The 24294-nt window shown below is 47.4% G+C and carries 21 protein-coding genes; 6 read left to right on the plus strand and 15 right to left on the minus strand.

Annotation, left to right across the window (positions count from 1 at the left end; genetic code table 11):
• Positions 1-62: 62 nt before the first annotated feature.
• The 4 genes from ACJ67_RS11140 to ACJ67_RS11155 form a co-directional block, all read right to left on the minus strand.
• Complete coding sequence (locus tag ACJ67_RS11140) at positions 63-1037, minus strand: class 1 fructose-bisphosphatase (RefSeq protein ID WP_049639906.1); 975 nt, start codon at positions 1035-1037, stop codon at positions 63-65.
• A gap of 371 nt (positions 1038-1408) precedes the next feature.
• Entirely contained in the window at positions 1409-2188 is a 780-nt protein-coding gene (locus tag ACJ67_RS11145) for a ThiF family adenylyltransferase (RefSeq protein WP_049639125.1), read from the minus strand.
• 38 nt (positions 2189-2226) lie between these two features.
• Positions 2227-4113, minus strand: a complete 1887-nt coding sequence (locus tag ACJ67_RS11150) for a sensor histidine kinase (protein WP_049639126.1) — start codon at positions 4111-4113, stop codon at positions 2227-2229.
• Between the two features lie 111 nt (positions 4114-4224).
• Positions 4225-4896, minus strand: coding sequence for a response regulator transcription factor (locus tag ACJ67_RS11155; protein ID WP_049639127.1), 672 nt, complete (start codon positions 4894-4896; stop codon positions 4225-4227).
• A 114-nt stretch (positions 4897-5010) separates the two neighbouring features.
• Between ACJ67_RS11155 and ACJ67_RS11160 the strand changes: the two genes are divergently transcribed.
• The 4 genes from ACJ67_RS11160 to ACJ67_RS11175 all read left to right on the plus strand — a co-directional run bounded on the left by ACJ67_RS11160 (position 5011) and on the right by ACJ67_RS11175 (position 11325).
• Positions 5011-7893: a filamentous hemagglutinin N-terminal domain-containing protein gene (locus ACJ67_RS11160; RefSeq protein WP_049639128.1), complete on the plus strand. Its 2883-nt coding sequence runs from the start codon at positions 5011-5013 to the stop codon at positions 7891-7893.
• A gap of 139 nt (positions 7894-8032) precedes the next feature.
• Entirely contained in the window at positions 8033-9544 is a 1512-nt protein-coding gene (locus tag ACJ67_RS11165) for a ShlB/FhaC/HecB family hemolysin secretion/activation protein (protein ID WP_197080608.1), read from the plus strand.
• A 106-nt stretch (positions 9545-9650) separates the two neighbouring features.
• A complete protein-coding gene (locus tag ACJ67_RS11170; RefSeq protein ID WP_049639130.1) occupies positions 9651-10010 on the plus strand; it encodes a PEP-CTERM sorting domain-containing protein in 360 nt (119 codons plus the stop codon).
• Positions 10011-10083: 73 nt separating this feature from the next.
• On the plus strand, positions 10084-11325 hold the full coding sequence (locus tag ACJ67_RS11175) for a PEP-CTERM sorting domain-containing protein (RefSeq protein ID WP_197080609.1): 1242 nt from the start codon (positions 10084-10086) through the stop codon (positions 11323-11325).
• Between the two features lie 106 nt (positions 11326-11431).
• Here ACJ67_RS11175 and ACJ67_RS11180 read toward each other — a convergent pair whose 3' ends face one another.
• Genes ACJ67_RS11180 through pdxJ form a run of 3 tightly spaced genes read right to left on the minus strand, consistent with a single transcriptional unit; the run spans position 11432 to position 13472 of the window.
• A complete protein-coding gene (locus tag ACJ67_RS11180; RefSeq protein ID WP_049639132.1) occupies positions 11432-12322 on the minus strand; it encodes a transporter in 891 nt (296 codons plus the stop codon).
• A gap of 6 nt (positions 12323-12328) precedes the next feature.
• A complete protein-coding gene (acpS, locus tag ACJ67_RS11185; RefSeq protein ID WP_049639133.1) occupies positions 12329-12715 on the minus strand; it encodes a holo-ACP synthase in 387 nt (128 codons plus the stop codon).
• 28 nt (positions 12716-12743) lie between these two features.
• A complete protein-coding gene (gene pdxJ / locus ACJ67_RS11190) occupies positions 12744-13472 on the minus strand; it encodes a pyridoxine 5'-phosphate synthase (RefSeq protein ID WP_049639134.1) in 729 nt (242 codons plus the stop codon).
• Positions 13473-13740: 268 nt separating this feature from the next.
• On the opposite strand from pdxJ, the gene ACJ67_RS11195 reads away from it, so the two are divergent.
• On the plus strand, positions 13741-15390 hold the full coding sequence (locus ACJ67_RS11195) for a hypothetical protein (protein ID WP_197080610.1): 1650 nt from the start codon (positions 13741-13743) through the stop codon (positions 15388-15390).
• A gap of 75 nt (positions 15391-15465) precedes the next feature.
• Positions 15466-15951: a PEP-CTERM sorting domain-containing protein gene (locus tag ACJ67_RS11200; protein ID WP_049639136.1), complete on the plus strand. Its 486-nt coding sequence runs from the start codon at positions 15466-15468 to the stop codon at positions 15949-15951.
• 145 nt (positions 15952-16096) lie between these two features.
• Here the strand turns inward: ACJ67_RS11200 and recO are convergent, their stop codons facing one another.
• The 8 genes from recO to ACJ67_RS11240 all read right to left on the minus strand — a co-directional run bounded on the left by recO (position 16097) and on the right by ACJ67_RS11240 (position 24285).
• On the minus strand, positions 16097-16849 hold the full coding sequence (gene recO / locus ACJ67_RS11205; RefSeq protein WP_082164021.1) for a DNA repair protein RecO: 753 nt from the start codon (positions 16847-16849) through the stop codon (positions 16097-16099).
• Positions 16850-16879: 30 nt separating this feature from the next.
• The gene (gene era / locus ACJ67_RS11210) at positions 16880-17782 is read right to left on the minus strand and encodes a GTPase Era (RefSeq protein ID WP_049639137.1); all 903 of its coding nucleotides are present in this window, start codon (positions 17780-17782) and stop codon (positions 16880-16882) included.
• Positions 17779-18450, minus strand: a complete 672-nt coding sequence (gene rnc / locus ACJ67_RS11215; protein WP_049639138.1) for a ribonuclease III — start codon at positions 18448-18450, stop codon at positions 17779-17781. Before rnc ends, era begins: the two co-directional genes overlap by 4 nt.
• Before the next feature lie 24 nt (positions 18451-18474).
• Positions 18475-18828: a DUF4845 domain-containing protein gene (locus tag ACJ67_RS11220; protein WP_018986989.1), complete on the minus strand. Its 354-nt coding sequence runs from the start codon at positions 18826-18828 to the stop codon at positions 18475-18477.
• 48 nt (positions 18829-18876) lie between these two features.
• Positions 18877-19692, minus strand: coding sequence for a signal peptidase I (lepB, locus tag ACJ67_RS11225; RefSeq protein ID WP_049639139.1), 816 nt, complete (start codon positions 19690-19692; stop codon positions 18877-18879).
• Positions 19693-19724: 32 nt separating this feature from the next.
• Complete coding sequence (gene lepA / locus ACJ67_RS11230) at positions 19725-21524, minus strand: translation elongation factor 4 (RefSeq protein ID WP_049639140.1); 1800 nt, start codon at positions 21522-21524, stop codon at positions 19725-19727.
• 187 nt (positions 21525-21711) lie between these two features.
• Complete coding sequence (locus ACJ67_RS11235) at positions 21712-23130, minus strand: DegQ family serine endoprotease (RefSeq protein WP_049639141.1); 1419 nt, start codon at positions 23128-23130, stop codon at positions 21712-21714.
• A 186-nt stretch (positions 23131-23316) separates the two neighbouring features.
• Entirely contained in the window at positions 23317-24285 is a 969-nt protein-coding gene (locus ACJ67_RS11240; protein ID WP_049639142.1) for a MucB/RseB C-terminal domain-containing protein, read from the minus strand.
• Positions 24286-24294 lie beyond the last annotated feature (9 nt).

The raw sequence follows: 24294 nt of genomic DNA on the forward strand, positions 1-24294 counted from the left end.
CTCCTTCTAAGGTGAGGCTGATGATGCTAATGGGTTTGCTAATGCTAATGGGTTTGCTAATGCTAATCGGCTTGCTGATGATAGTCGCGCAAGCGCTGAACTTCCTGTTTTGAGCCTAGCAACACTGGCACGCGCTGATGGCAGCCGTTTGGCTGTATGGCCAACACCTCTTCCAGCCCGTCTATACTTTCTCCGCCCGCCTGCGTCACCAGCAAGCTCATTGGGTTGGCTTCATACAACAACCTTAACCTGCCCGCCTTGACCGGTTGCTTGCTATCACGCGGATAAAGGAACACCCCTCCACGCGTCAAAATACGATGCACATCCATCACCATACTTGCACACCAGCGCATATTAAAGTCGCGTCCACGCGGCCCTTCCGTGCCTTGCAAGCATTCGACAATATAGCGTTGAACGGCGGCTTGCCAATAACGCTGATTACTGGCATTGATGGCAAACTCTGAGGTTTCTTCAGGGACTTTGACTGTTTGTTCTGTCAATACAAACGCCTGGCTGCTGTGGTCTAATGTAAACACATGCGTGCCCTGGCCAATCGTCAGCACCAGCAAAGTCGCTGGCCCATACATGATATAAGCCGCCGCACGCTGATCCTTGCCCGGCTGTAAAAAAGCCTGTTCACCAAGGGCTGCCAGGCCAGTATTGGGCAATACCGAGAAAATGCTCCCCACCACACCGTTAATCGCCAAGTTGGAAGAGCCGTCCAAAGGGTCCATGCTGACCAGGAAAGGCGCCTCCAGTGTTTCAAACAACACAGGCTTATCCTCTTCTTCAGACAATACCGCTGCCACCACTGCAGAGGTACGTAACTGGGCCAGCGCCACTTCGTGACTACGGATATCCAAATGCATCTGCGTTTCGCCCTGCACGTTGGTACTGGTCATTTTTTCGGTGACCCCTGCCAGCGAGCCCTGCCTGACCAGCGCAGCAATCTCAATACCCGCCTCGGCAATATGCCAGATCAGCGTATTCAGGGCATGATTGATAGAAACCTTTTTTAGAAACACGTCCAATTGCATGGCAATACCTTTATGGGTTAAGCAAATGTGGGCCACATGTCACTGTAGCCTATCGTGTAATGACTTAAACTCATGATCACAGGCTGAAAACCGCTGTATTTACCTGGAGAGATAGTCACATGATGTCTGACCTGTTTAAGGGCGCTTCTATAAACTCAACTTCCTTTGCGATACCGCGTTGCGATTAAAAAATTTCTCCTAGCATATCAATTATATGCGGCGTCCAAATTTTTAAATCGCGCCTTGTCTGGCTTAGCCATTTGAATTTATAGAAGCGCCCTTAAGGTAGACGCCATCCTGAATACATTGTTCAACCCTATGATGGCAGAAATTGGTGAAATAAAAATGTTTTTTAAAAAAAGTTGACGTGATCAAGCCGCCAATAAGTGCTGTATAGCCTGCTGTGCCGCGATGAATCCTGCGCTGGCAGTGACACAAATACTCGAACCATATCCCGCGCAATTCAAACCTGTAAGACCTGTCTGCGAGGCATCACAGGCTTCCTCTGGCCGCTCTACCGGCTCGTCCGAATACACTGCCATGATGCCGAACCTGGCTGATTTTTTGTGATCGGGCGCCTTGGGGAACCCATGGTCGCGACGCAACTGGTTGCGCACCTTCGCCAGCATGCGGTCACCCTGCACCTGGGACAAATCCGCCAGGCGTAAACGCGTTGCATCCAACTTGCCGCCTGCACTGCCTACCATCACCAATGGTAATTTATGTTGCTTGCAATAAGCCGCCAGCGCAATCTTGGCCTTGGTATCATCCATGCAGTCCACCACAATATCCGGCAAGCTTGCCAGCACTTGTGGCAAATTATCCGGCGTGACGAAGTCTTCGACCTCAATCACCTCACACTGCGGATTAATTGCTGCAATCCGCTCGCGCATGGCGGTTACTTTGGCCTTGCCCAGGTTTTCTTCCAGCGCATGAATTTGGCGATTTACATTTGATTCAGCAACATTATCCAGGTCGACCAGTGTTAATTTGCCGACGGCATTGCGCGCCAGCGCCTCCACGGTCCAGGAACCGACGCCACCAATACCGATGACCAGCACATGTGCCTGTTGCAAGTTTGCCAGTCCTTGTTCGCCATACAGCCTGCGTACACCCGAAAAGCGGCGATGATCATCTATATTTTGGAGCATTTTCTAAAAACTTTATCTTTAAACATAAGAAACACAAACTATTCACCGTCTCGATACATGGGAATAGTCATCGTGAAAGTTGTTCCGTCAGCACCACTTAACCACTCTACATGAGCACCAAGAGACCTGCTACGCACTTGAATATTTTTTAAACCTCGACTTTTGCTTACTTGAGTGTGATCGAATCCACGGCCATTATCCTGAATATTGATGACAAGATTGGGATATTGAGACGATACCTGCCATGTAATACGGTTTGATGAGGCATGCTTGAAAATATTCGCAAACACTTCTTGGATGATTCTAAGTATATCTAAAGTGTAAGTTGGCGTGATCCATTCAATTACCGGAATAGAATCAAATTGTTGGTCAAGTTCAATATTGGTATACGCAAGTTTTTGTTTTATACGATAAGCAAAGTTTGCCAATGCAGAATCCAAAGTATTCTCGGCTGGTTCAATCGAATCGATGACCAGTTTCAAGTCGATAATACACTCCTCAAGATATCCCTCTACTTGCTGGGGTGTAATCTGACCATTTTTTAGCAGAATCAGCGTCGTAGATAAGGTTGATCCAAATCCATCGTGCATATCCTTCATTAATCTCTCACGCTCATGCGAAAGTAACTGCTGCCTTTCCTGTCGTTTTTTAATTTCATAGCTTTCATTTAATTCTTTTTCTTGCGCTGCCAGCTTGGTCTCCAAGTGGATATTAGAAAGCTGAATATCTTTCATTGCTTTGAGGTAGCGTGCTCTGACAATCAAAATCAGCACAAACATCGAACCAATCGCGGTATATGGCAGCAAATAAACATTCTCCAAACTGATTTGATAGTTCTGCAACATTAAGTCATGAATGCCTAAAGGAATATTAAACACGAACACACTCGATAACACAGCGCCCTCTTTTGACCTGCTTTTCCAGGACGCAACTACCATCATGCCAGCATAAAATACAAGCACCCCAAAAATTATCAGGCTTGCCATCGACCATACCTGGCCAAAATCATGGGCTAAGTTCAACGTTGGAAGCGTAAAAATGCTAACCAGTGCCATGATGCAAATTAAACCAAACTGAAGTCGTTTAAAACTTATTTGATAAAGATGTGAGCAGGTTGCATAAGTGAAAATAATCGTCCAGCCAGAGGCATTCACAACTAACCAACTAAACCAGTTTTCAGGAATGATGAGGGGATTGACACCGACGAAATATTGCATGCATCTGATGTAGGAAAATATTGAGACACAAAAAAACAACAAGTAAATAAATTCGTCACGTCTCCTCAGCCAAATCGTGAATGCAAATAATCCTGTCAAAAGTAAGGCGCTACTTGCAATTTCAGGGAAGTGAGTTTGTACCCATGTGCGAGTAAGATATTTCAAATAGAGATCTTGCTCATCTCCGAAATAGATCTTAGATAAACCCATTCCCGCCTGCTGGCTGGCATCCACTCGAATCAATAACGTTTTTGGAATTTGGTGAGCTTGAAAAGTAAGCCAGAGAGGATAGTTATAACCATTCCATACCGGACCAGAGTTGGAGGAAAAAACCAATTGCTGGTCGGCATATACTTTAATTTTGCCAATCGTTTGCCATCTTGGCAGATAAACGGCATAACGATTTCCATGTTTGGGGATCTGAGAAGTGAGATTTATCTTAAACCAATAGCTAGTAACCTCTGATCTGGAGTCAACTTGACCAATCTGCCGGGGTTGATAGTATGGCAACTCCACTGATCGCCATACTGTGGGCATATTATTTGGGAGTAAGTCATCATCAGCGGTCTCAAAACTCTGCTGGGAAATACCTAGCATGATGTTTTTGACCACTTGATGAGTAGATGGACCAGCCTGCGCCACACAATAAAACCAACTGATGCAGCATATTAAAATGAGTTGGGACCAATTTTTAGCGAATGACATCATGCTTGAGCATGGTTTCTCAACGATTAAAAAAGCTATGCACAAACATCCTCAACTATCAGCCTCATCCGCTTCTCAAAACGCTTTAAAAATATATTGATAAAAACACACAGATTAAATCCAAAAGTTTTCCTTGGCTTTTTGGACTGCAAGTAATTTTGAGTTTACTTCAAGCTTTTCGTAAATCCGTCTAAGATAGGTTTTGGTAGTATGCTGTGAGAGCCCCATCACTCTGGAAATCTCATTCAGACTCTTTCCCTGACTAATGAATACCAGAACTTCATTCTCTCTCGCAGAAAGTATGTTCTTATCTGCTGTTGTGGAAGCGGTCGGCAGAACTATCTCCGCAAAAAAACCAACCATCCTCTTTGCAATTGCCGGACTGACAACGCATCCATCCTGCCTGTTGAGCAAAGTCTCTAAAAACCCCTCAGTGGCATCCTGCTTTTGGATATAGCCATGCGCACCAGCTTGCAGTGCTTTAAACAAGCGCGCGTCGTCTTCAAACACACTATAGACCATGACCGTACAGTCGGGCTGAGTGGTACGCACCTGCTGAATCGCAGTAGTGCCGTCTCCATCAGGCAATCCGATATCCACAATTAAAAAGTCCATTGATCGCGTTGCGATAAGATCCAGTCCCTCTCTCAAATCATGCGCAAGAATCACGGACTCAACCCGATGATCAGCTTGCAAAAGTGTTCTGAGCATTTGGGCCAACAATGCATCGTCCTCAATGATGCCTATTTTGTAGTTACTGTTCACTTTAGGGGGGGTGATTAACATTGACCATGCAATATTAACTCAAATAAAACCGGCATATGTCGCACGATCGGGTGACATACAAATAATTATCGTATGTTTATGATGCAAGGCATACCAATAAACCGTACATCAGTCATGCATACCCCAAAATTAAAAAAAATCTACGCACTAATATCTCTCTGCTATGCACACGCGCTCATCGCAGGGCCTACAGACGGCCAAGTCATTTCTGGCACAGCCATCATACAACAACAGGGTGCGCTTACGCACATTGAGCAAACGACCCAAAACGCAATCATAAACTGGCAAGGGTTTTCGATTGCACCAGGTGAAACCACGCATTTTCAAATGCCAAGTGCATCTTCTGCAGTATTAAACCGTGTTGTTGGCGGCAACCCCTCAGAAATTCTGGGAACGCTCAGTTCCAACGGACAAGTGTATCTCATCAACCCTAACGGTATTCTCGTCGGTAATGGCGCCACCATCAACACCGCTGCATTTATCGCCAGTACACGAGATGTGAAAGATAGCGAGTTTCTGCTGGGCGGTGCAATAAACTTTTTTGGTAATTCACTCGCCAGCATCACCAATTTGGGTACTCTCAACGCCAGTAGCGGCAATGTGTTTTTAATTGCCCACAACGTGAGCAACCAGGGCAACATTAAAGCAGATGCCGGCACAGTCGGCATGGCAAGTGCAACCGACTTGATGCTGATGCCTTCAAGCAATGAAAAAATCCTGATTAAACCCACTGCGCTCAAAGACATGGGCAGCGTAGACAACCAAGGACAAATTCAGGCGGCACAGGTTGAACTCAAGGCAGTGGGTGGTAACCCTTACGCATTGGCGGTGAATACCGGTGGCAGTATCAGCGCCATCAGTATGAATAACGTAGGCGGCAAAATCATTATCAATGCCAAATCTGGCACTGCAAGCGTGGATGGCACACTCACTGCCAAACAAGGTGATAAAGGGGGTGAGATTCAAGTCACAGGCCAGCATGTTGCGCTGACGGAGGAAGCCAAACTGGACGCAAGTGGCAAACAAGGCGGGGGCACGATTGCGCTGGGTGGCGGCTACAAAGGTCAAGACCCTAACCTGCAAAACGCCGAAACACTCACGGTTGCCAAAGGGGCTGTGATCAATGCGGATGCTACAGAACAAGGCAATGGTGGTGATATTTATTTATGGTCAGATAACAATACACTTTATCGTGGTCACCTGAGCGCCAAAGGGGGTGCATTAAACGGTGATGGTGGCTTTGCAGAAGTCTCAGGCAAACAAGTGCTAAATTATCAGGGCACGGTAGACCTCTCTGCAAACAATGGCAAATTCGGCAACCTGTTGCTAGACCCCACCGACATTACCATTAATAACGACCCCGCCACGGGTTCAACGGCTGTTTCAGGCAACACTTCAATCATTACAGCCACAGACCTCAGAAACGCCTTAAGCCTAGCCAACGTCACCATTACCACAAGTTCAGCGGGGGGTGGTAACGGTGATATCACCTTTGCTGATGTTGCCGACAATAGCGCCTATTTATTTGATGTTGGTAACCGCTCGCTCACACTCTTGGCCGAACGCGATATTAATGTCAACCAAGAAGTGCGAGTGTTTGGCTTTGGCCCAGACTCCACTACTGCCGAGCTTAACCTCAAAGCTGGCCGCAATTTAACAGTCAATGGCGCTAACACCTATTTATGGTCAAACAACCTCACGCTGGTGGCTGACAATAACAACGGCGGCACTGGCAACGGCACCATGTCATTTGCCAATGGCGTTAATCTGTTTGGCGACAATATCCGCTTATTTGTCCCTTCTACCTCACAACTCACTTTACCTAGCTCAGCCAGTGTCAGCAACAATCCACCCACATTTGGTAAATACTTTGGGGATGCAGGCACTTCGGCCGCTGGTATTTATTACAAGCAAGGGTCAGCAAGCACTGGAGGTGGTAATACTGGTAGTAATCCAGGCGTCGGCACCCCACCACAACAGTGCGTGGCAGCGGGTTGTGGAATTGTAATTGGACCAACACCAGCCATTAGCGGGCCCAATGAAATACTTAAATTTCAACTAGCATTACTTGGTTACCCATCAAGCAACTACACACTTGATGATTTAGTTGCAAAAACAGGTGACCAAAACCTTGTATGGTGGCTCCAAATTCTGAATCAAGCCAAACAAAAACTAGCAAGTGACCCCAATGACGCTACCGCAAAAAAAGTGGTTGAGGAATATGAAAAATATATTCTGCAAGCGTTATTAAAAAACCTACCTGATTACGACCCACTGCATGAAAATCGAATTGCCCAAGCTGCTAAATACGAGGATCAGCAACTGACAATGTGGATGAACAATATTAAGACCTTGGAAGAGGCTATTTTAAAAAATGGCAGAAATCAAAAAACGCTGGAGAGTATTGCTGACCTAAAAAATAAAGTTGACATTAAGCTAGCTGGTTTTGTGATTGCAGATCGAATAAATGCTGTGAATGGGAGCGAGCTACAGAATATTACAGGATTTTCAACAAAAGACATGATAGACACTTTTAGTAATTTAGCTGATCCAAACTACCAAAAAGCGCGTGATGGATTAACTTTATATGAGAGAAGTATAAACGGTAATCAAAATTACGTTAACCAATCGACAGAGGCTGAACTGAGGGTTTTTATATTTGAAAGCGCCATAGACAAGCTGGAAGGGATGATCGCCACGATTGATAAAAAATTTGAAAATCAGATACAAATAAACAAAGAGCTTAAAGCATTATTAGAGCATGTTGATAGTAGAAAGGCTTCAAGGGGCATTTCAAATAGCAAAGAAACCAAGGTCAACCTTGCAATGTTGTGGGGTGATGAAAAATCAGAGATTGAATGGTATGGTGATTTGGTTTATACGGTTAACAAGACTTCTAATGACATTTCAACCTTCCTTAAACAACGTGCAGTAATTGGTCAAATGATTGAGTTACTAAACGATTATAAAAGTACCATTATCAGAGCAGGTGAATAAATCATTTTAATAAAATCAACTGAAATCAATTATGCGACCTACTAAAAAACAACTCATACTCATTTCTGCGTTATTAAACTTTTTATTGACAAACGCACGAGCCGAATCGCAAAACTCCATATTGCTAGATAGTGTGCTTGTGACCTCACACGCCGAAGAAAGTCCAATCGAGAGTGGCGTGAATGTGGCTGATGACACTGGCCTCAATAGCCAGTCATTAAAAGAGATGCTGGCTGGCTATATCGGCCAGCCCGTCACTGAGGCACTGTTGCAGACCATCATAGAAAAAGTCAACGCATCACTGGTGATCGCAAACAAGCAATTTGCGGTAGCGACTTTACCTGAACAAACGCTGGATAAAGGTCGTTTAAAGATACTGGTGACTCAGGCAAATGTGGGCACTGTGAATGTAAAAAACATTGGTGAGAACGTGTTTACTGAGGATACTCTCCGCCCCTTGTTGCGGGTAAAGCCTGGTGACGTATTAACGCAAGAAGTACTGGATGAGGATGTTGAGTGGATTAACCGCTCCAACCCTTACCGCAATGCAAAAATCGTGACAGAGCCTGGTAAGGCGTTTGGTCAAACCGATGTAAGCTTGATGGTGACTGATCGCAAGCCTTATGCCTTTTCACTAGGATATGATAATTACGGCACCAAAACCACTGACCGCGACCGTGTGACTTTTTCTGCCGGGTGGGGCAATGTGTTTGGCACTGACCAGCAAATCACTTATGCGCTCAATGGTAACCCAAATTTTAACCGTTTTGAATCGCATAGCTTGAGTTATGTGATTCCATTGCCATGGCGCCATTTATTGAGCGTTAGCGGTAATGTCTCAAAAATCAACAGTGACTTGCCGCAGCCTTTTGATTCACAAGGCCGAACCAGCATTTTATCCTTGCGCTATGACGCGCCGCTTAAACATCTGCATGACTATACCCACGGCCTCAACGCAGGCTTTGATTACAAACGGGCGGATAACAACTTGCTGTTTAGCCAAACACCTGTTTCAAACACACTGACAAAAATCTATCAGTTCAACCTAGGCTATAGTGGCACATTAAAAGACCGCTGGGGGCAAACCACAGGCTCACTCAACTGGGTGTATTCACCAGGTGGTCATGGCAACGAAAATGAAGATGCCGCCTTTAATGCCGCCAGATTCGGGGCCAAGTCAGACTATCAATATCAAACACTGTTCATACAGCGCGCCACTTATTTACCGCATAACTGGACATGGATGATTTCTGCCCGCATGCAATGGTCAGATACTAACCTGCTCGGTACCGAGCAACTCACTGGCGGCGGTGTGCAATCTGTGCGCGGCTTTGCCGAAGCCTATGCTTTTGGTGACGAAGGCTCTGTCATTCGTACCGAGCTTCAGAGTCCATTCTGGGAGCTTGGTAGCGGCATAAACACTTCTCGTTTGCAAGGCGTGTTGTTCTACGATGCCGCCCGCTTGAACAGTGTAGACAAACTGCCAGGTGAAGAAGCAAATAAACGTTTAAGTGCTTGGGGGGTGGGCTTAAGAGCTGGCCTGCCGTATCAGTTCACCATGCGAGTTGATGCTGCCAAACAACTGGTGGCGGATGTACCGGGGATTGATACGCAAAATATTGTGCACTTTAGTTTGAATAAGAATTTTTAATCATTGATTTATCTTAAGGAAGCACTATGCCTAACCCTCAAATTGCAAAGGTGGCTAAATTGATCATGTTAGTCACGACATTAAGCCTAGTAGCAATCAGTGGTTTTTGCCAAAAAGTATCAACTTCGGCGGTGGTGATGAATTCCCAGAACTTTTTTACGATGAATTAAATGGTGTTGCATTCAACGCTATTCCAGATACAAACACATTTGATAATGAACAATTTGGCGAATACTGGCTTGGTAGCGAGTACTTGCAGTGGCAACCTGATCGCGCGCTCGTTTTCGATACTGATATAGGTCTTGGGATGGATCAATTGATGAATCGCCAATCTTTTGTATGGGCAGTGACCCTAGGACAAGTCTCGGCAGTACCAGAACCTGAGAACATTGTCTTGCTTATTGGAGGTTTAGGCTTAGTGTCTGGCATGGTGATTCGCAAGCAAAAACATTTGCCTAAAATATGATCACTTATTATGGTCAAGTCGACGATTGTCAGGGATGCCAATTGGAAGTGGATATTTTTAAAAAATTAATTTGGTGAAATTTAATATGTGCTTTAAAAATAGAAGCAAATTTCTATCAACTCTGGCATTGCTTTTTATGGGATTTAGTTCACCTAATGCTGGTGCCTATGTTGTTAATGATCGAAATTTTGACGCAGTACAACAAGCCAATGCGCAAATTTTATCAAGTGTTAGCGGTAGCCCTGCACCACTTGTCACTAGCCTACCACCTATTGAGACTTTTGGCTTTAATAGTAATGGTAGCCGAGTCGATCCTCAATACTACTACATTGGTGGAGCAGGCGTTTCCAGAGAAGCGAAATTGTCTGGGCCGATTATATTTTCAGATAATATCCCACGTACATTTGAAGCCAGTTCATTATCAGTGGCAAGTGCGCGGACTGGTCAAATAATAACAAAAACGAGTGGGACCAATATTTATAGATGGACCGAACATGCTGTATCACCGCCAGCAAATGCGCCTTGGATTCAAATGCCTCCTGTGATTCAAGTTGATAGCGCAGGTGGTTTTGGTATTGCATCTGCTGAATTAAAGAATCACTGGAACTTCATCCTGGATCCCTCTGCCCCGAGCACAGCGGAACTGACAACACACCCACTAGACTTTCAACTTACCTTGGATGTAAATTCCAGATTTTTACCTACTCCTAATCATGACCATGCTTTTCTGCCTGCGTCAACTGGTAGCAGTGTTCTGATAGTGGAATTTAATTTATTCAATCTTGCTTGGCAACCAGCCGATATTTCAACCACAAGCGATGGCAGGCCGGCCGTAAAAACAATTAGTTATACTTACAACATCGACGCTAACTCTCCCAATCAGCAGACTTTCACCATCAATGAAAGTATTGATAAGTTGATTGAGTATTGGACTGTTGGTGGCAGTGCAGGCGGTGGACTTGTCTACCCCATTGACGGAGATAATAGTGAAAAGTCTCGCAGCTGTTTAGATGCTGCGGCAGGTGCATTGTCTGTCATGTGTAATATTAGTCTCTCAACCAACATTAAACTTCAAACATCAGGTGGTTTTTCAGAAGTCACTTTGAACGCAAATTGGGATGCGAGTATTAACGGAAAGAAAGATGGTATTGTGGCGGTCAATACATCCGCTGCTCGCTGGGGCGAGCCTCTTGATCCTTCACTTTTGATCTCTCCATCACAAATATCACCAGTGCCTGAGCCTAGCAGGGTCATAATGCTGTTTGCAGGTTTAGGCATGATGGCTGGGGTGGTTCGTCGCAAGCAAAACACCTAAAGCACGACCTAGTGCCTTCGAATATAAGTACAGGTTTCTCTTAATTGCTTTCATTGTGAGGTTACTTCTATTCAAGAGCTAAGCGGCCCAAATATTGTATAGGCGACTAAAAAAACCAGCCCAACCGAAATACCAGATCAGAATTGATTTTCAGGTCGTTATCAACCCGACTATCCTGAGAATAGCGTAACGACAAAAAAGTGAGTGGGGTTAGCATTTTACGCGCTGCTAAAAAGTAACGCTCTTGATTAGTCGGATTATCCAACTCAAACTCATCTACCCGTTGTGAACCACCTCTGTTGACTTGCATGCCAGCACTAAACTCCCAAAGTGGTATTGGTTGCCAGCGCAAATATGACGTTAAAGAATAGACGTCGGATTGTCTGAGTCTAAAGTCAGCTACATAGTCTGTATTGGTCGAGAAACGTTTCCACTCAGGTGTGATGTCCCAGTAAAGGCACTCTGATAACTTTTGCACCCAGCCTAGCTGCATTGAAAGTATCCAGCGATTATCACCTGCATTCAGCGCCTGATCATGATCATAACGGCCAGTGGGTGGTGTCACATTTGTAGAAACTGCCAAGGAATAGTTTTTATCAGGCGAGTGAATTGGCCAGAAGTTATAGGTAAAGCGAAGGTCACTCAAGCCTACTGCGCTTTCACCAAATCCGGCAGGCAAAGCGCCTGCTGTTTGTTCTGCCTTGATATAAGGCAAGGTGACTGACCAAGAGGCTGGATGGCTTAATATTTCGCCGTATTGGGTATAGGCAGAGACCAGTGCCTGCCCTCTCAGTTGCCCATCATAAGCAGGCTTGCCTCTCACATAGTAGTCAGAAAAGTCCCGGTGGAAATAAAAGGCAGAGATTAATCGCGTCCCCGCAGGTAACACGATGTACTCTGCAGGAAAAATTTCTGTTCCTGCATAAGAGAATGTTGTTATGAAAATATTGATTACGCTAACTAAATATCCGAAGATTATTTTGTTATCAGACACCATAGATTATTACTCTGTCATCATTTCAAGGGTAACAAAAGCCAGTGCAAGGTTTTTTTCATCGCTGATGCTGATATGCGACTGATGAATATGATGTTGTTTGAGAAACGCCTGTAATGCAGAAGACAACTTGAGCAAAGGCCGCCCCAACGCATCGTGTGTCACGGCAATATTGTGGAAACTGACATCGCCACGGATACCAGTGCCTATGGCCTTGGCAAAAGCTTCCTTAGCAGCAAACCGCTTGGCCAGGAATCGTGCCTTGAGTTGGCTTTCCTGATAGTCAGGCCATTCCGAATCCGCCAGAATCCGTTTGGCAAAGGCATCGCCAAACTGGTCGAGTGAAGACTGGATGCGCTCGACTTCGACGATATCAGTGCCAATCCCGTATATCATTGATACTCCGAATGTTTTAACAAAGACATCATCTAGGTGAAAACTCTTTCATGAGGGCTTTCATTTCGCGCACAGCACTATCCCAGCCGACAAATAGCGCATGTGCAACAATGGCATGGCCGATATTCAGCTCTTCAAAACCAGGCAGGCGCGCAATATGATGCACATTGTGATAATGCAAGCCATGCCCGGCATTGACCACCAGGCCCGCAGCTTTAGCATGTTGCAACGCTGTTTGAATTTTCTCCAGCTCGTCCTGCTGCTGTTTTTCTGTCTCTGCATCGGCAAACGTGCCCGTGTGAATTTCAATCACCGGGGCGCCCATCTTGGCGGCAGCATCAATTTGCGCCAGGTCCGGTGCAATAAACAATGAGACGCGGATCCCCTGGTCAGACAGTTTTTTTACCGCATGCTCGACCTTGCTGTAGTGCGTGAGTACATCCAACCCGCCCTCGGTCGTGCGTTCTTCACGGCGTTCGGGTACCAGACACACATCCTGAGGATTGACCTGGATGGCAATATCAATCATCTCGCCAGTGACTGCGCACTCAAGATTCATTTTGGTTTGCAGCAAGGGCCGCAGCGCAAAAATATCCGCATCCTGCATATGGCGACGGTCTTCGCGCAAATGCAGGGTAATGCTATCCGCCCCCGATTGTTCGGCGCGCAAGGCGGCCTGCACTACGCTAGGATATTTGGTGCCGCGCGCCTGGCGGATGGTTGCAACGTGATCAATATTGACGCCTAGTTTTAACATAATTGACTGATAAGAAAACGGATAAAGCCCTATTTTACCTGCTGACCGAATAAAACCATACCATTACGCGTCGCCATAAAACATCAATCTGCAGATGCGGTCTGTCTAGAGAGTGATCAAACAGAACCAGTGGATAACTAGGCCGCTGTCACGCGAATATATCTCGGCCGTCATCAAAGATTAATCCGCTAACGCCATCATGCCTGCGTTGTAAACACTTTCAACACTACCATGCCCCAGCCGGGGATGTTAATTAAGCGGGATTATCGTGAATAAATCAAAAGTATTTAAATCAACGGCCATGGTGGCCGCTGTGGCAGGCCTGTCCATCGGTGCCGTGTCTTTAGTTTCTGGCCTGGAAGTCAAGCCCATGCCAGCGCCCACAGAAGGCAAAGGTTCCTGGATGGTCGGTGACTTGCATACCCACACAGTGGAGTCTGATGACTCACGCACGACACAGACACTGGACTTTCTGCTGGATAAAGCACTAGGCACTTACAAACTGGACTGGATGATCCTGAGCAATCACTTACGCTCATCTAAATATGATCAGAATGGCAACTTGCTGCCCAAACCAGTGCCATTTGCCTATGCGATGGCGTCGATTGAGATACCGCACGTAAAAGACATGCAAGCAGGTGGGACTTACGCAGACAAGATGATACTCTCGGCAGCGGAATGGGATATGCCTACCCACGACCATGCCAATGTGGTCATGTTCGAGAACGAATCCACGCTGGAGACTTCCACCGATGGAGCCAAAGAATTCCAGTACTTGTTTACAACGCTGTCTGAATCATTGTTTAACCCGCAGGATGTGGCTGCTTGGAAAAACAGGAATGGTTCGGTTCGCCCTAACCAAACCGGCGCAGACGCCTTGTCCGCAATTGCCTGGTTGAAAACCCATTACCCGACAACCAGCTTTGCTACCATCAACCACCCCTCACGCAATCCGAATAAATATACGATTAAGGATTTTCGCCAAATGAATGACTTGGCACCAGATATCGTCTTTATGATTGAAGGTATGGTCGGTAACCAGATGGAGCCTGACCGTGGCGGCTATACCTCTGCCTATATTGACGCTAACCTGCCCAACCGAACCTATGGGGGCGTGGACGCCGTTGTCGCCAAAGTCGGCGGCGTATGGGATGCGTTACTAGGCGAAGGACGCCATGTGTGGAATATTGCCAACTCCGACTCACACTTTAAGATTGATGCGGCCAGCAACAGCAGTGGCTACTATCCTGGCGAATATTCAAAGAACTACGTTTGGATGCCGGATAGCAACCAGGACACGGCCACCGGCTTAATCTCCAGCCTGCGTGACGGCCGCATGTTTGGCGTATTTGGCGACCTGATTAATGCACTCGACTTCAGAATTGTCGGTTCTTCCGGTACCGCTTTCATGGGACAAGAAATCAAAGTTGGGGCTGGTGAAAAAATCAAACTCACCATCCGTTTTAAAAGCCCGGACCTAAATAACTACCTCAAACCAGTCGATAGCAACACGCTGGCGAACATGAAACCGGTAGTTAACCATGTGGACTTGATTGTCGGCGATGTCACACCCAAAGCCAGCCCGGATTCTGCCGCCTATACCGTGGCGACCAACCCGTCTACACGTGTGCTGAAGCGATTCACCGCAGCTGACTGGAAAGTAGGTAAAGATGGGTTTGCCTCGGTGACTGTGCAGCTAGTAGCCAACAAAAACCAGTACTTCAGATTGCGCGGCACTAATCTGGCTGTGGATGCGCCTGGATTCAGCTACAACGGCGAACCGCTGGCAGACCAGAAAACCTGGGTACTGAACAATCAGGGCGGCGTGGATAACAATGGCCGTGTCAACGCGATTAACGACCGCAACTACAGCAGCCTCTGGTTTTACTCCAACCCGGTGTTCGTTTCGGTTAAATAAAAAAGAGGCGCAATCTGCGCCTCAACCAGGCATGAATGACGCGTATTTTATTGATTCAATGATTAAGGATTTGTGATGCAATTTATTAAATTTGTAGTGTTCTTTCTGGCGCTGACTTTTGCTGGCAGTAGTGTTGCGCTGGCCGATTATCGTTACAACATTCTGGCGATTGATGATGTCAATGGAGACCCCACCTTTTCGGGCAGCATGACCACCAGTGCACCGTTCTCCCTGGATTACAACTTCAGCGTGTTAGATTTCGTATTGAATGACCCATTAGATAACGTGAGTTATCGCACTGCTGATGCCAGCATTACCATAGATACACAGGGCTTTACGTTTGCTGCCAACAACGGTTCTTCGATCTTTATACTGACGCTCTACCCGGATAACAGCTACTTCTCTGAATTCACCGCGCTCGGTCAAAGCACAGTCAATAATTCGGGCTACTTTCTCTTTCAGCAAACTGCTGCCGTTCCAGAGCCAGCAAGCAACGCCATGCTCCTGGCAGGTTTGGCAGTGTTTGGATTGCTGATCCGTCGTCAACAAAAAGTCAGATAACTTCAGCTAGGCACGTTTTGTCTCGTCAACTGCAGTCGGTCGAATGCCGACTAGCAGATCAGGTAAGGTGAGTCGTCATCGGCGACTCGCCTTACAACCCCAGATGCCATGCCCAGCAGAACGCCAGGACGGCGCTGAAACCGCTTCAAAAGCCTTGTAAGTCCACCAGTAATTGCCGCGTGTGCAACGGTTTTTCACCCAGATAGTGCTGTAGCAGGTAACGCATGAGCTGCTTGCTTTGAGCCTGGGTGACTGTCTCACTGTAATCCCCGCGTGCCATCTTTAGCAGCGTATTGCCTAGAATCAACAGGCCGTTTTTAGTGGCAGAGGGATCACACGCCCCATAATCGGCTTCAAAACGGTAAGTGCTGTCGGCATGGATGATTTCGCCGTGCTCATCATGCGTGAGCGGGACAGCATACCCAAGTTCTTGCAGCATTTTGAGCTCAAACTTGCGCATGATCATGGCGAGCTGTGTGGCATCTACCGGCATCGGCAACGCGGAGAGAACCTGAATGGTTTGCGCGTAATACTCAAATAGCTGCACATGGGCATCATCGCGTGGCAGCAGCCGCAGCAACAGCTCATTCATGTAAAACCCGCACATGAGCGCATCGCCTCTGAGCAGTGTGAGTCCGGTCATCCACTCCAGGTCGTGCAAAGTTTTGAGCTCATTCTTGCCTGACCAGGTCCCGGCCAGCTGCTGGAAAGACTGCAACATGCCACGCATGGCAGAAAGCGGGCGCCGTGCACCTTTAGCGACAGCGGCAATACGACCCAGGTCGCGGCTAAACATTTCGACGACCAGACTGGTTTCTTTAAAAGGGTAGGTATGAAGAATGAAAACCGGTTGCAGGCTTTGTTTGTGGCTGCCTGAATCAGAAGGTTTTACTGCCATGTGGATGCCAGTAGAGAAGAACCTGCCTGGCTAGAAACCCAGGCTCTTTAATGCGCGGGCGTCATCCGCCCAGCCACCCTTAACCTTGACCCAGGTTTCGAGATAGACTTTAGAGCCAAACAGCTTTTCCATATCCTGGCGCGCTTCGGTGGAGATCTGCTTGAGCTTTTCGCCACCCTTGCCAATAATCATGGGTTTCTGACTATCCTTATCAACAATGATGGCAGCAAAAATACGACGCAGGTTTTTGACGGTTTCAAACTTTTCAATTTCTACCGTGACCGAATAAGGCACTTCATCACCTAGCAGACGGAAGACTTTCTCACGTACCAGTTCAGCCGCCAGGAAGCGCTCGTTTTTATCCGTGAGCTCATCTTCAGCATAGATGGCAGGTTGTTGCGGCAAGTGCTCGCGTATGGCAGACAACAATTCATCCAGGTATAAATTCTTTTTGGCACTGACCGGGATAATGCCGGCAAAATCAAACAGTAAGTCAAAGTCCTGTATCAGGGGCAATAAATTACCTTTGTCTCCCATCAGGTCTGCCTTGTTGACGACTAGCAATACCGGTTTGTTTTTAGGCAACAACTTGAGCACCAGCTCATCGGCTTCCCCTAACTTCATGGGTTCAATGACAAACAACACGACATCCACTTCGGTCAGCACCTGAGTGACGGTTTTGTTGAGTGACTTGTTTAAGGTATTGAGATGCTTTTGCTGAAAACCAGGTGTATCGACAAACAAAAACTGCGTATCTTCAGTCGTGTGTATGCCCAGCAATCGATGGCGCGTGGTCTGCGCCTTGCGCGAAGTGATCGCCAGCTTAAGACCTAAGATATGATTGAGCAAGGTCGACTTGCCGACATTGGGGCGGCCAACGATGGCAACGGTGCCACAACGAAAATCGTCAGCAGCAGGAGTGAGTTCTGTCATGATTGAATATTATCCATGGCCAATTTGGCCGCTTGTTGCTCAGCCACACGGCGGCTGGTACCCACGCCGGTAGTGGTCAATTTAAGTTTCTTAATAAAACATTGCACAGTAAAGGTCTGTGCATGCGCTTCGCCTTCAATGGACACGACCTGATACTCAGGCAACTCCATTTTTTTGCTTTGCAGATATTCCTGCAGTTGAGATTTGGCGTCCTTGTCTATCGACTTGGGATCTATGGTGCTCAGTTTTTCTCGATACAGCAAGGCCACCACTTTTTGTGCCGCATCAAACCCACCATCGAGATAAACCGCACCAACAATGGCCTCCAGCGCATCCGCCAAAATGGAAGGCCGACGCCAACCTGCACTCTTTAATTCCCCCTCACCTAACTTGAGTGCATCACCCAAATGCAGATCAGCGGCAATCTCAGCAAGGCTTGCCTCTTTGACCAGTTTGGCGCGCAACCGGCTCAGGTCACCTTCGGGCAAATGTGGAAACAGATTGAACAGCTGGTGGGCAATAATAAAATTCAAAACGCTATCCCCCAGAAATTCCAGCCGCTCATTATTGCTGGCAGAAAAACTGCGGTGCGTCAGGGCCTGCTGCAGCAGCTCTGGCTGCGCGAAGCTGTAGCTGATTCTGGTTTGTAATACCGGAAGTGCATTCATTACGTTATGATCAAGCCTGCGTCACTATGGTTTGCTGGTCGCGTCAAAATCAATGAGCAGCGTCATTGTGTCTGTCAGTGGAATCTTTTTCTGGTAACGCATGGCGACCACACCACCACTGATTTCCAAATCGCGCCCCGTCACTTCGTGTATGCTGTCTACGTCCATCTGGCGGTCAAATGCCTTGCGGATATCGCTATCGTTTTGCAGCACTGGATCATGTGCGATACGGTTAACGGTAGACTGGATAGAGAAATACTCCATATAGGCTGGGAGGGCTTTTAAGGCAACCATGCCCAAGATACCAAAGGCCGTTAATACCAGTAAAAAGCCGATCAGGCCAATACCGTGCTGGGTAGAAGTCTTTGAGAATTTCATAGGTACTCCCTCAAGATGATGCCCTGTGACACGGCGTGACCCATGCCATTAACCGATACTTTGCCCGATACGGCGCCACTGGTCAAAATTAAACCAGATGAAAAAGGCTTTGCCCACCAAATGTTTTTCAGCAACAAAGCCCCAGACCCGGCTGTCGGAGCTGTTGTCACGGTTATCCCCCATGGCGAAATAATGACCTTCTGGCACGGTGATGGTTTCACCCTGCATCAAGCGGTCACCCAGGCTGCCCGGACTGTACTGGTTCATGATGTCATGGATGAGTACATCATGCTTCACCGTGCCTAACTGCTCATTTAAACGGGAAGCGGTTACATCGACTGCGCGCGCACTGCCAGACTCGTCATTAACATTGAGCGCATACTGATATGGCTGCACAAAATCCAGATTGATGACCTTGCCATTAATGGTCAACTGCTTGTCACGGTACTGAATCTGGTCGCCAGGCAAACCAATCACGCGCTTGATATAGTCAATGGTAGTATCTGGTGGGTAATGAAACACGAACACATCACCGCGCTGAGGCTGACCCACCGGGTAAAACACATTGTTAACGATAGGGACGCGCAAACCGTAGGTGTATTTGTTTACCAGGATGTAATCCCCTGCAAGCAATGTTGGCATCATAGAGCCTGATGGGATTTTGAACGGCTCAACAATAAAGGAACGTACCAAAAACACCAGCAAAATCACCGGGAAGAAACTTTTGCTGTACTCTACATACCATGGGTCTGCCACCTCGCCCAGCGCTCCCGCCTGGCGCTGTTTACGCAACACCAGGATATCCAGCAGCCAAATGGCCCCAGACACCAATAAAATCAACAACATAAACATTGCAAAATACATGCTTGCTTCCTAAAGAGCGGGTGTTCCCGTTTTTATTTATCTTCAACGCGCAAAATAGCCAGGAAGGCCTCTTGTGGAATTTCCACATTGCCCACCTGTTTCATACGCTTTTTACCTTCTTTTTGTTTTTCCAGCAACTTGCGCTTACGTGTGATGTCACCACCGTAGCATTTTGCCAACACGTTTTTACGCATGGCTTTCACCGTTTCACGGGCGATAATATTGGCGCCTATGGATGCCTGGATGGCAATATCAAACATCTGCCGTGGAATTAGCTCACGCATTTTGGCAACCAATTCGCGACCACGATAAATGCTGTTGGCTCGATGCACAATCAGGCTCAATGCATCCACCCGCTCACCGTTTACCATGATATCCAGCTTGACCAGATCAGCTGCTCTGAACTCAAGAAACTCGTAATCCATGGAGGCATAACCACGCGAAACTGATTTGAGTTTATCAAAGAAATCGAGCACCACCTCATTCAGCGGCATCTCATAGCTCAACATCACCTGGCGGCCCATATATTGCATATTGCGCTGCACACCGCGCTTGTTATTACACAAGGTCATCACCGGCCCCACATAATCTTGCGGCATCAACAAGTTAACCACAATCATGGGCTCACGGATTTCTTCAATGCGTGAAGGCTCAGGCAAGCGTGACGGATTCTCGATTTGTATGACTTCGCCACTTTTGAGCAACAGCTCATAAATCACGGTGGGCGCAGTCGTAATCAGGTCCATATCGTACTCGCGCTCCAGGCGCTCTTGTACGATCTCCATATGCAGCAAACCAAGGAATCCGCAACGGAAACCAAAGCCCAGCGCTGTGGAGTTTTCCGGCTCGAACTGCAAGCTGGAGTCATTCAGGCTTAATTTTTCCAGCGCGGTACGCAATGACTCAAACTGGTTGGACTCGACCGGGTACAAGCCTGCAAACACTTGCGGTTTCACCTCTTTAAAGCCTGGCAACGGCTCACTAGCTCCCTTGCCTGCCCCGGCAAGCGTCACGGTATCGCCGACCTTGGCCGCAGCCAGTTCTTTAATACCGGCAATAATAAAGCCAACCTCGCCCGCACTCAGTTGCTGACGCTGCAGAGATTTGGGTGTAAACACGCCCACCTGCTCACACAGGTATTCGGCACCGGTGGCCATCAAGCGGATTTTTTCCTTGGCACGCAGTACGCCATCCACCACACGCACCAGCATGACCACGCCCACATAGTTATCAAACCAGGCGTCGATCACCAGCGCTTTCAACGGCGCATTGACATCACCTTTAGGCGGTGGCACTTTGGCAACCACCTCCTCCAGCACATCACGCACCCCTTCACCAGTTTTGGCTGAACAACGCACGGCATCGGTGGCATCCACCCCAATCACATCCTCAATTTCCTGTGAAACGCGCACAGGGTCGGCTGACGGCAAATCAATTTTGTTGAGTACTGGTGTCACTTCCACACCGAGATCAATCGCGGTATAGCAGTTGGCGACACTTTGCGCTTCCACGCCCTGGGAAGCATCTACCACCAGCAAGGCACCTTCGCAGGCAGACAAAGATCGACTCACTTCATAACTAAAGTCTACATGACCCGGGGTATCAATCAGGTTGAGGAAATACGTTTCGCCATTGTTAGCTTTGTATTGCAAGGCGGCGGTTTGCGCTTTGATGGTAATGCCGCGCTCACGCTCAATATCCATACTGTCGAGCACTTGCGCTTCCATCTCGCGCGCTTCGAGGCCACCGCACAATTGGATGATACGGTCTGCCAGTGTCGATTTGCCATGGTCAATGTGGGCAATAATCGAAAAATTACGAATATTTTTCATGTTCTGTTATGCGTTAATTACAAGCAAGAAAGGCGCTTGAAGCGCCTTTCAAATTCGTTGCATTTTACAACAAATGCATGAATATCAGTGATTTATTTTCCATGGCAGTGCATTTTGGCAGCCGCTTGATAAAACACAAAAAGACGGGTTACCCCGTCTTTTTGTGTTCACTTTCAGGAAATGTCAGTTACTTGATTTTAATCGGCACATACAGGGTATTTTCCCCGCGCTGAACTAAGACGGCGATGGTCTTGCCAGAAGGCACGGCATTGATTTGTTTATTAAACAAGTCAACGCTTTGACTTTCGTTATTGTTTAAGCCCAAAATCACATCTCCGCGACGGATACCCGCCTGTGCTGCCGCCCCGCTGCTTTCAATCACCAGCAGGCCATTTTTGCCATTGAGCTTTTTCTTCTGCTGCGGCGTTAATTCACGCAGTGTCAGGCCCACTTTATTGGCCTCAGGTTTCACCGGTTCTTTACTCACCGCTGGCGCCTCACCTTGCTCGTTAGGCATTTCGCCCACACCCAATTGCAGCGTTTTATTTGCGCCTTTGCGTACAACTTCTACCGGCACGACTTTACCTGGCTTAGTAGCTGCAACCACGCGTGGCAGGTCGCTCGAAGTGGTGATCGGCTTGCCATCAAACTTGAGGATAATATCGCCTGCTTCCAAACCGCCCTTGTCTGCCGGACTGTTTTTCTCTACACCAGCAATCAGTGCCCCATTGGTCTGCTTCAAGCCGAAAGACTCCGCCAGTTCCTTGGTGACTTCCTGGATTCCAATCCCCAACCAGCCACGAGCAATCCGCCCATTGGCTTTGAGTTGATTAGAAATATCGATGGCGACATCAATGGGAATACTGAATGAAAGCCCCATGGAACCACCGCTTTTACTGTAAATTTGTGAGTTCACCCCTACCACTTCACCACGCAGGTTGAACAAGGGGCCGCCCGAGTTACCTGGGTTAATCGCTACATCAGTTTGAATAAAAGGCACATAATTTTCTTGTGGTAAGGCACGGCCTTTGGCACTGACGATACCAGCCGTCATTGTGTTTTCGAGACCAAAAGGCGAGCCAATCGCAGCTACCCACTCACCGACCTTAAGCGCATTGGGATCACCAATGGTGACTCTAGGTAAACCGGTGGCTTCAATTTTAATCAGCGCGACATCAGTCCGCTTATCGGCCCCGATGATTTTCGCCTTGAACTCACGTTTGTCATAAAGCTTCACCAGCACTTCATCTGCTTCATTAACCACATGCGCGTTGGTCAATATATAGCCATCTGCACTGATAATAAAGCCTGAGCCCAAGGATTGAGATTTGTAATCCTGACCACCGTCCTGCCCCGGCATGCCCGGCATCCCAGGGATGCCAAAGCGGCGCAGGAACTCTTGCAGGTTCTCATCATTCGGCATCCCAGGAAAACCGATACCGGTGCCGTGCACAACTGAAGTAATACTAATATTGACCACAGCAGGGCCTTGTTTCTCAGCCAGTTCAGTAAAGTCTGGTAAGTCTTTTGCCTGCACAGTCATTACTGGCATGGTCGCGGTGATTGCACACGCTAACATCACACCAGAAATCCATTGTCTCATCATGATTATTCCTATCATTTAATGACTATTAAAATTGTACTTCTATCTATTCGGGAAAATTGAGCAACACTCATCAATGAAGCTATCCGCTCATTAAGTGGTGGCGCAGTCTGAAAATGCAAGCCCTTAAAACGGATCACCTTTTGAATAAAAACTTACCTATCCGTATACTTGCAATGACGCAAACTACTATTTCTTGAAAGTGACTTGTTGCGCAATTTGCTCAACCGTTTGCGCAGGCACCTCACCGACAACAACCAGCTGGTAACCATTGAGCACATGCGCATACACATTCGTTGAGCCCATGCTTTTCTTGCCGACTCGAGGCTGCATGCCTTTGATCATCGGTTCAACAAACAACGACACTGAGGCCAGCCCATCAGAAAAAATCAATTGTCTTACCGGGGTCGTCCTGCCGGGCACCTTTAATTGTATCTGATCTACTTTTTTATATCCGGCAGGGAGATTTGGAACGACCAAGTTATCTTCTGTGTGCGTCAAGTCGGTCGTGTCATCCATGACATAGGGCTTGGTCGCATCAATTTTAGGCTGGAACCAGTCCAGGTCTTTGGTATGCAACATGGCCACCTGATTAAAGCCAATCTGCTCCAGCGTCCGGCCCTGCATATCGAGCATGCTCATTTTAAGCAGGAGCCCATATTCGGTATCAGACCAAATGCGGTATTGGTAGCGCAGGTTATCGTTAGGGATCATATCGAGGACTTGCGCCAGACGACCGGCCACTCGCTCCTGGCCGATAAACTTGAGCTTGTAATTCTGCTTGAGGGGATACAATTGGGTGGGCAGCATGGCTGGAAACAAATTCTGTCCGCGCCGCTTTTCAATGACGACCTTGTCATTTTTAGCATTGAAGATAACAATGTCATCGCCTTCGCTAAACACTTCACGCGGACGGCCATCAAGCACAACATTGCGCGTAAACTCGCGCCCACCTTCATAAATGTGGGTAATTTGTACTGAGCGGATCACCGCCCCATTCTGATAAACAAACAAGCCCTGGTAATTCAACTCCCTGGCTGCAGAAGCCGTTTTCTGCATGGTGGCCCAGAGATCCTCTTCGGCAACGGCAGATTGGCTAAAAATTGCGAGTAGCAAGACACGCAGAAAATGCCCAGGAAAAACAAACTTGAGTGACATATACCCGTA

The sequence above is a fragment of the Methylophilus sp. TWE2 genome (assembly GCF_001183865.1).
Taxonomy (GTDB): Bacteria; Pseudomonadota; Gammaproteobacteria; order Burkholderiales; family Methylophilaceae; genus Methylophilus.

Coding starts and splice junctions, on each gene's coding strand:
- ACJ67_RS11140 (WP_049639906.1), bottom strand. CDS start 1,037: ATGCAATTGGACGTGTTTCTAAAAAAGGTTTCTATCAATCATGCCCTG.
- ACJ67_RS11145 (WP_049639125.1), bottom strand. CDS start 2,188: ATGCTCCAAAATATAGATGATCATCGCCGCTTTTCGGGTGTACGCAGG.
- ACJ67_RS11150 (WP_049639126.1), bottom strand. CDS start 4,113: ATGATGTCATTCGCTAAAAATTGGTCCCAACTCATTTTAATATGCTGC.
- ACJ67_RS11155 (WP_049639127.1), bottom strand. CDS start 4,896: ATGTTAATCACCCCCCCTAAAGTGAACAGTAACTACAAAATAGGCATC.
- ACJ67_RS11160 (WP_049639128.1), top strand. CDS start 5,011: ATGCATACCCCAAAATTAAAAAAAATCTACGCACTAATATCTCTCTGC.
- ACJ67_RS11180 (WP_049639132.1), bottom strand. CDS start 12,322: ATGGTGTCTGATAACAAAATAATCTTCGGATATTTAGTTAGCGTAATC.
- acpS (WP_049639133.1), bottom strand. CDS start 12,715: ATGATATACGGGATTGGCACTGATATCGTCGAAGTCGAGCGCATCCAG.
- pdxJ (WP_049639134.1), bottom strand. CDS start 13,472: ATGTTAAAACTAGGCGTCAATATTGATCACGTTGCAACCATCCGCCAG.
- ACJ67_RS11200 (WP_049639136.1), top strand. CDS start 15,466: ATGCAATTTATTAAATTTGTAGTGTTCTTTCTGGCGCTGACTTTTGCT.
- recO (WP_082164021.1), bottom strand. CDS start 16,849: ATGGCAGTAAAACCTTCTGATTCAGGCAGCCACAAACAAAGCCTGCAA.
- era (WP_049639137.1), bottom strand. CDS start 17,782: ATGACAGAACTCACTCCTGCTGCTGACGATTTTCGTTGTGGCACCGTT.
- rnc (WP_049639138.1), bottom strand. CDS start 18,450: ATGAATGCACTTCCGGTATTACAAACCAGAATCAGCTACAGCTTCGCG.
- ACJ67_RS11220 (WP_018986989.1), bottom strand. CDS start 18,828: ATGAAATTCTCAAAGACTTCTACCCAGCACGGTATTGGCCTGATCGGC.
- lepB (WP_049639139.1), bottom strand. CDS start 19,692: ATGTATTTTGCAATGTTTATGTTGTTGATTTTATTGGTGTCTGGGGCC.
- lepA (WP_049639140.1), bottom strand. CDS start 21,524: ATGAAAAATATTCGTAATTTTTCGATTATTGCCCACATTGACCATGGC.
- ACJ67_RS11235 (WP_049639141.1), bottom strand. CDS start 23,130: ATGATGAGACAATGGATTTCTGGTGTGATGTTAGCGTGTGCAATCACC.
- ACJ67_RS11240 (WP_049639142.1), bottom strand. CDS start 24,285: ATGTCACTCAAGTTTGTTTTTCCTGGGCATTTTCTGCGTGTCTTGCTA.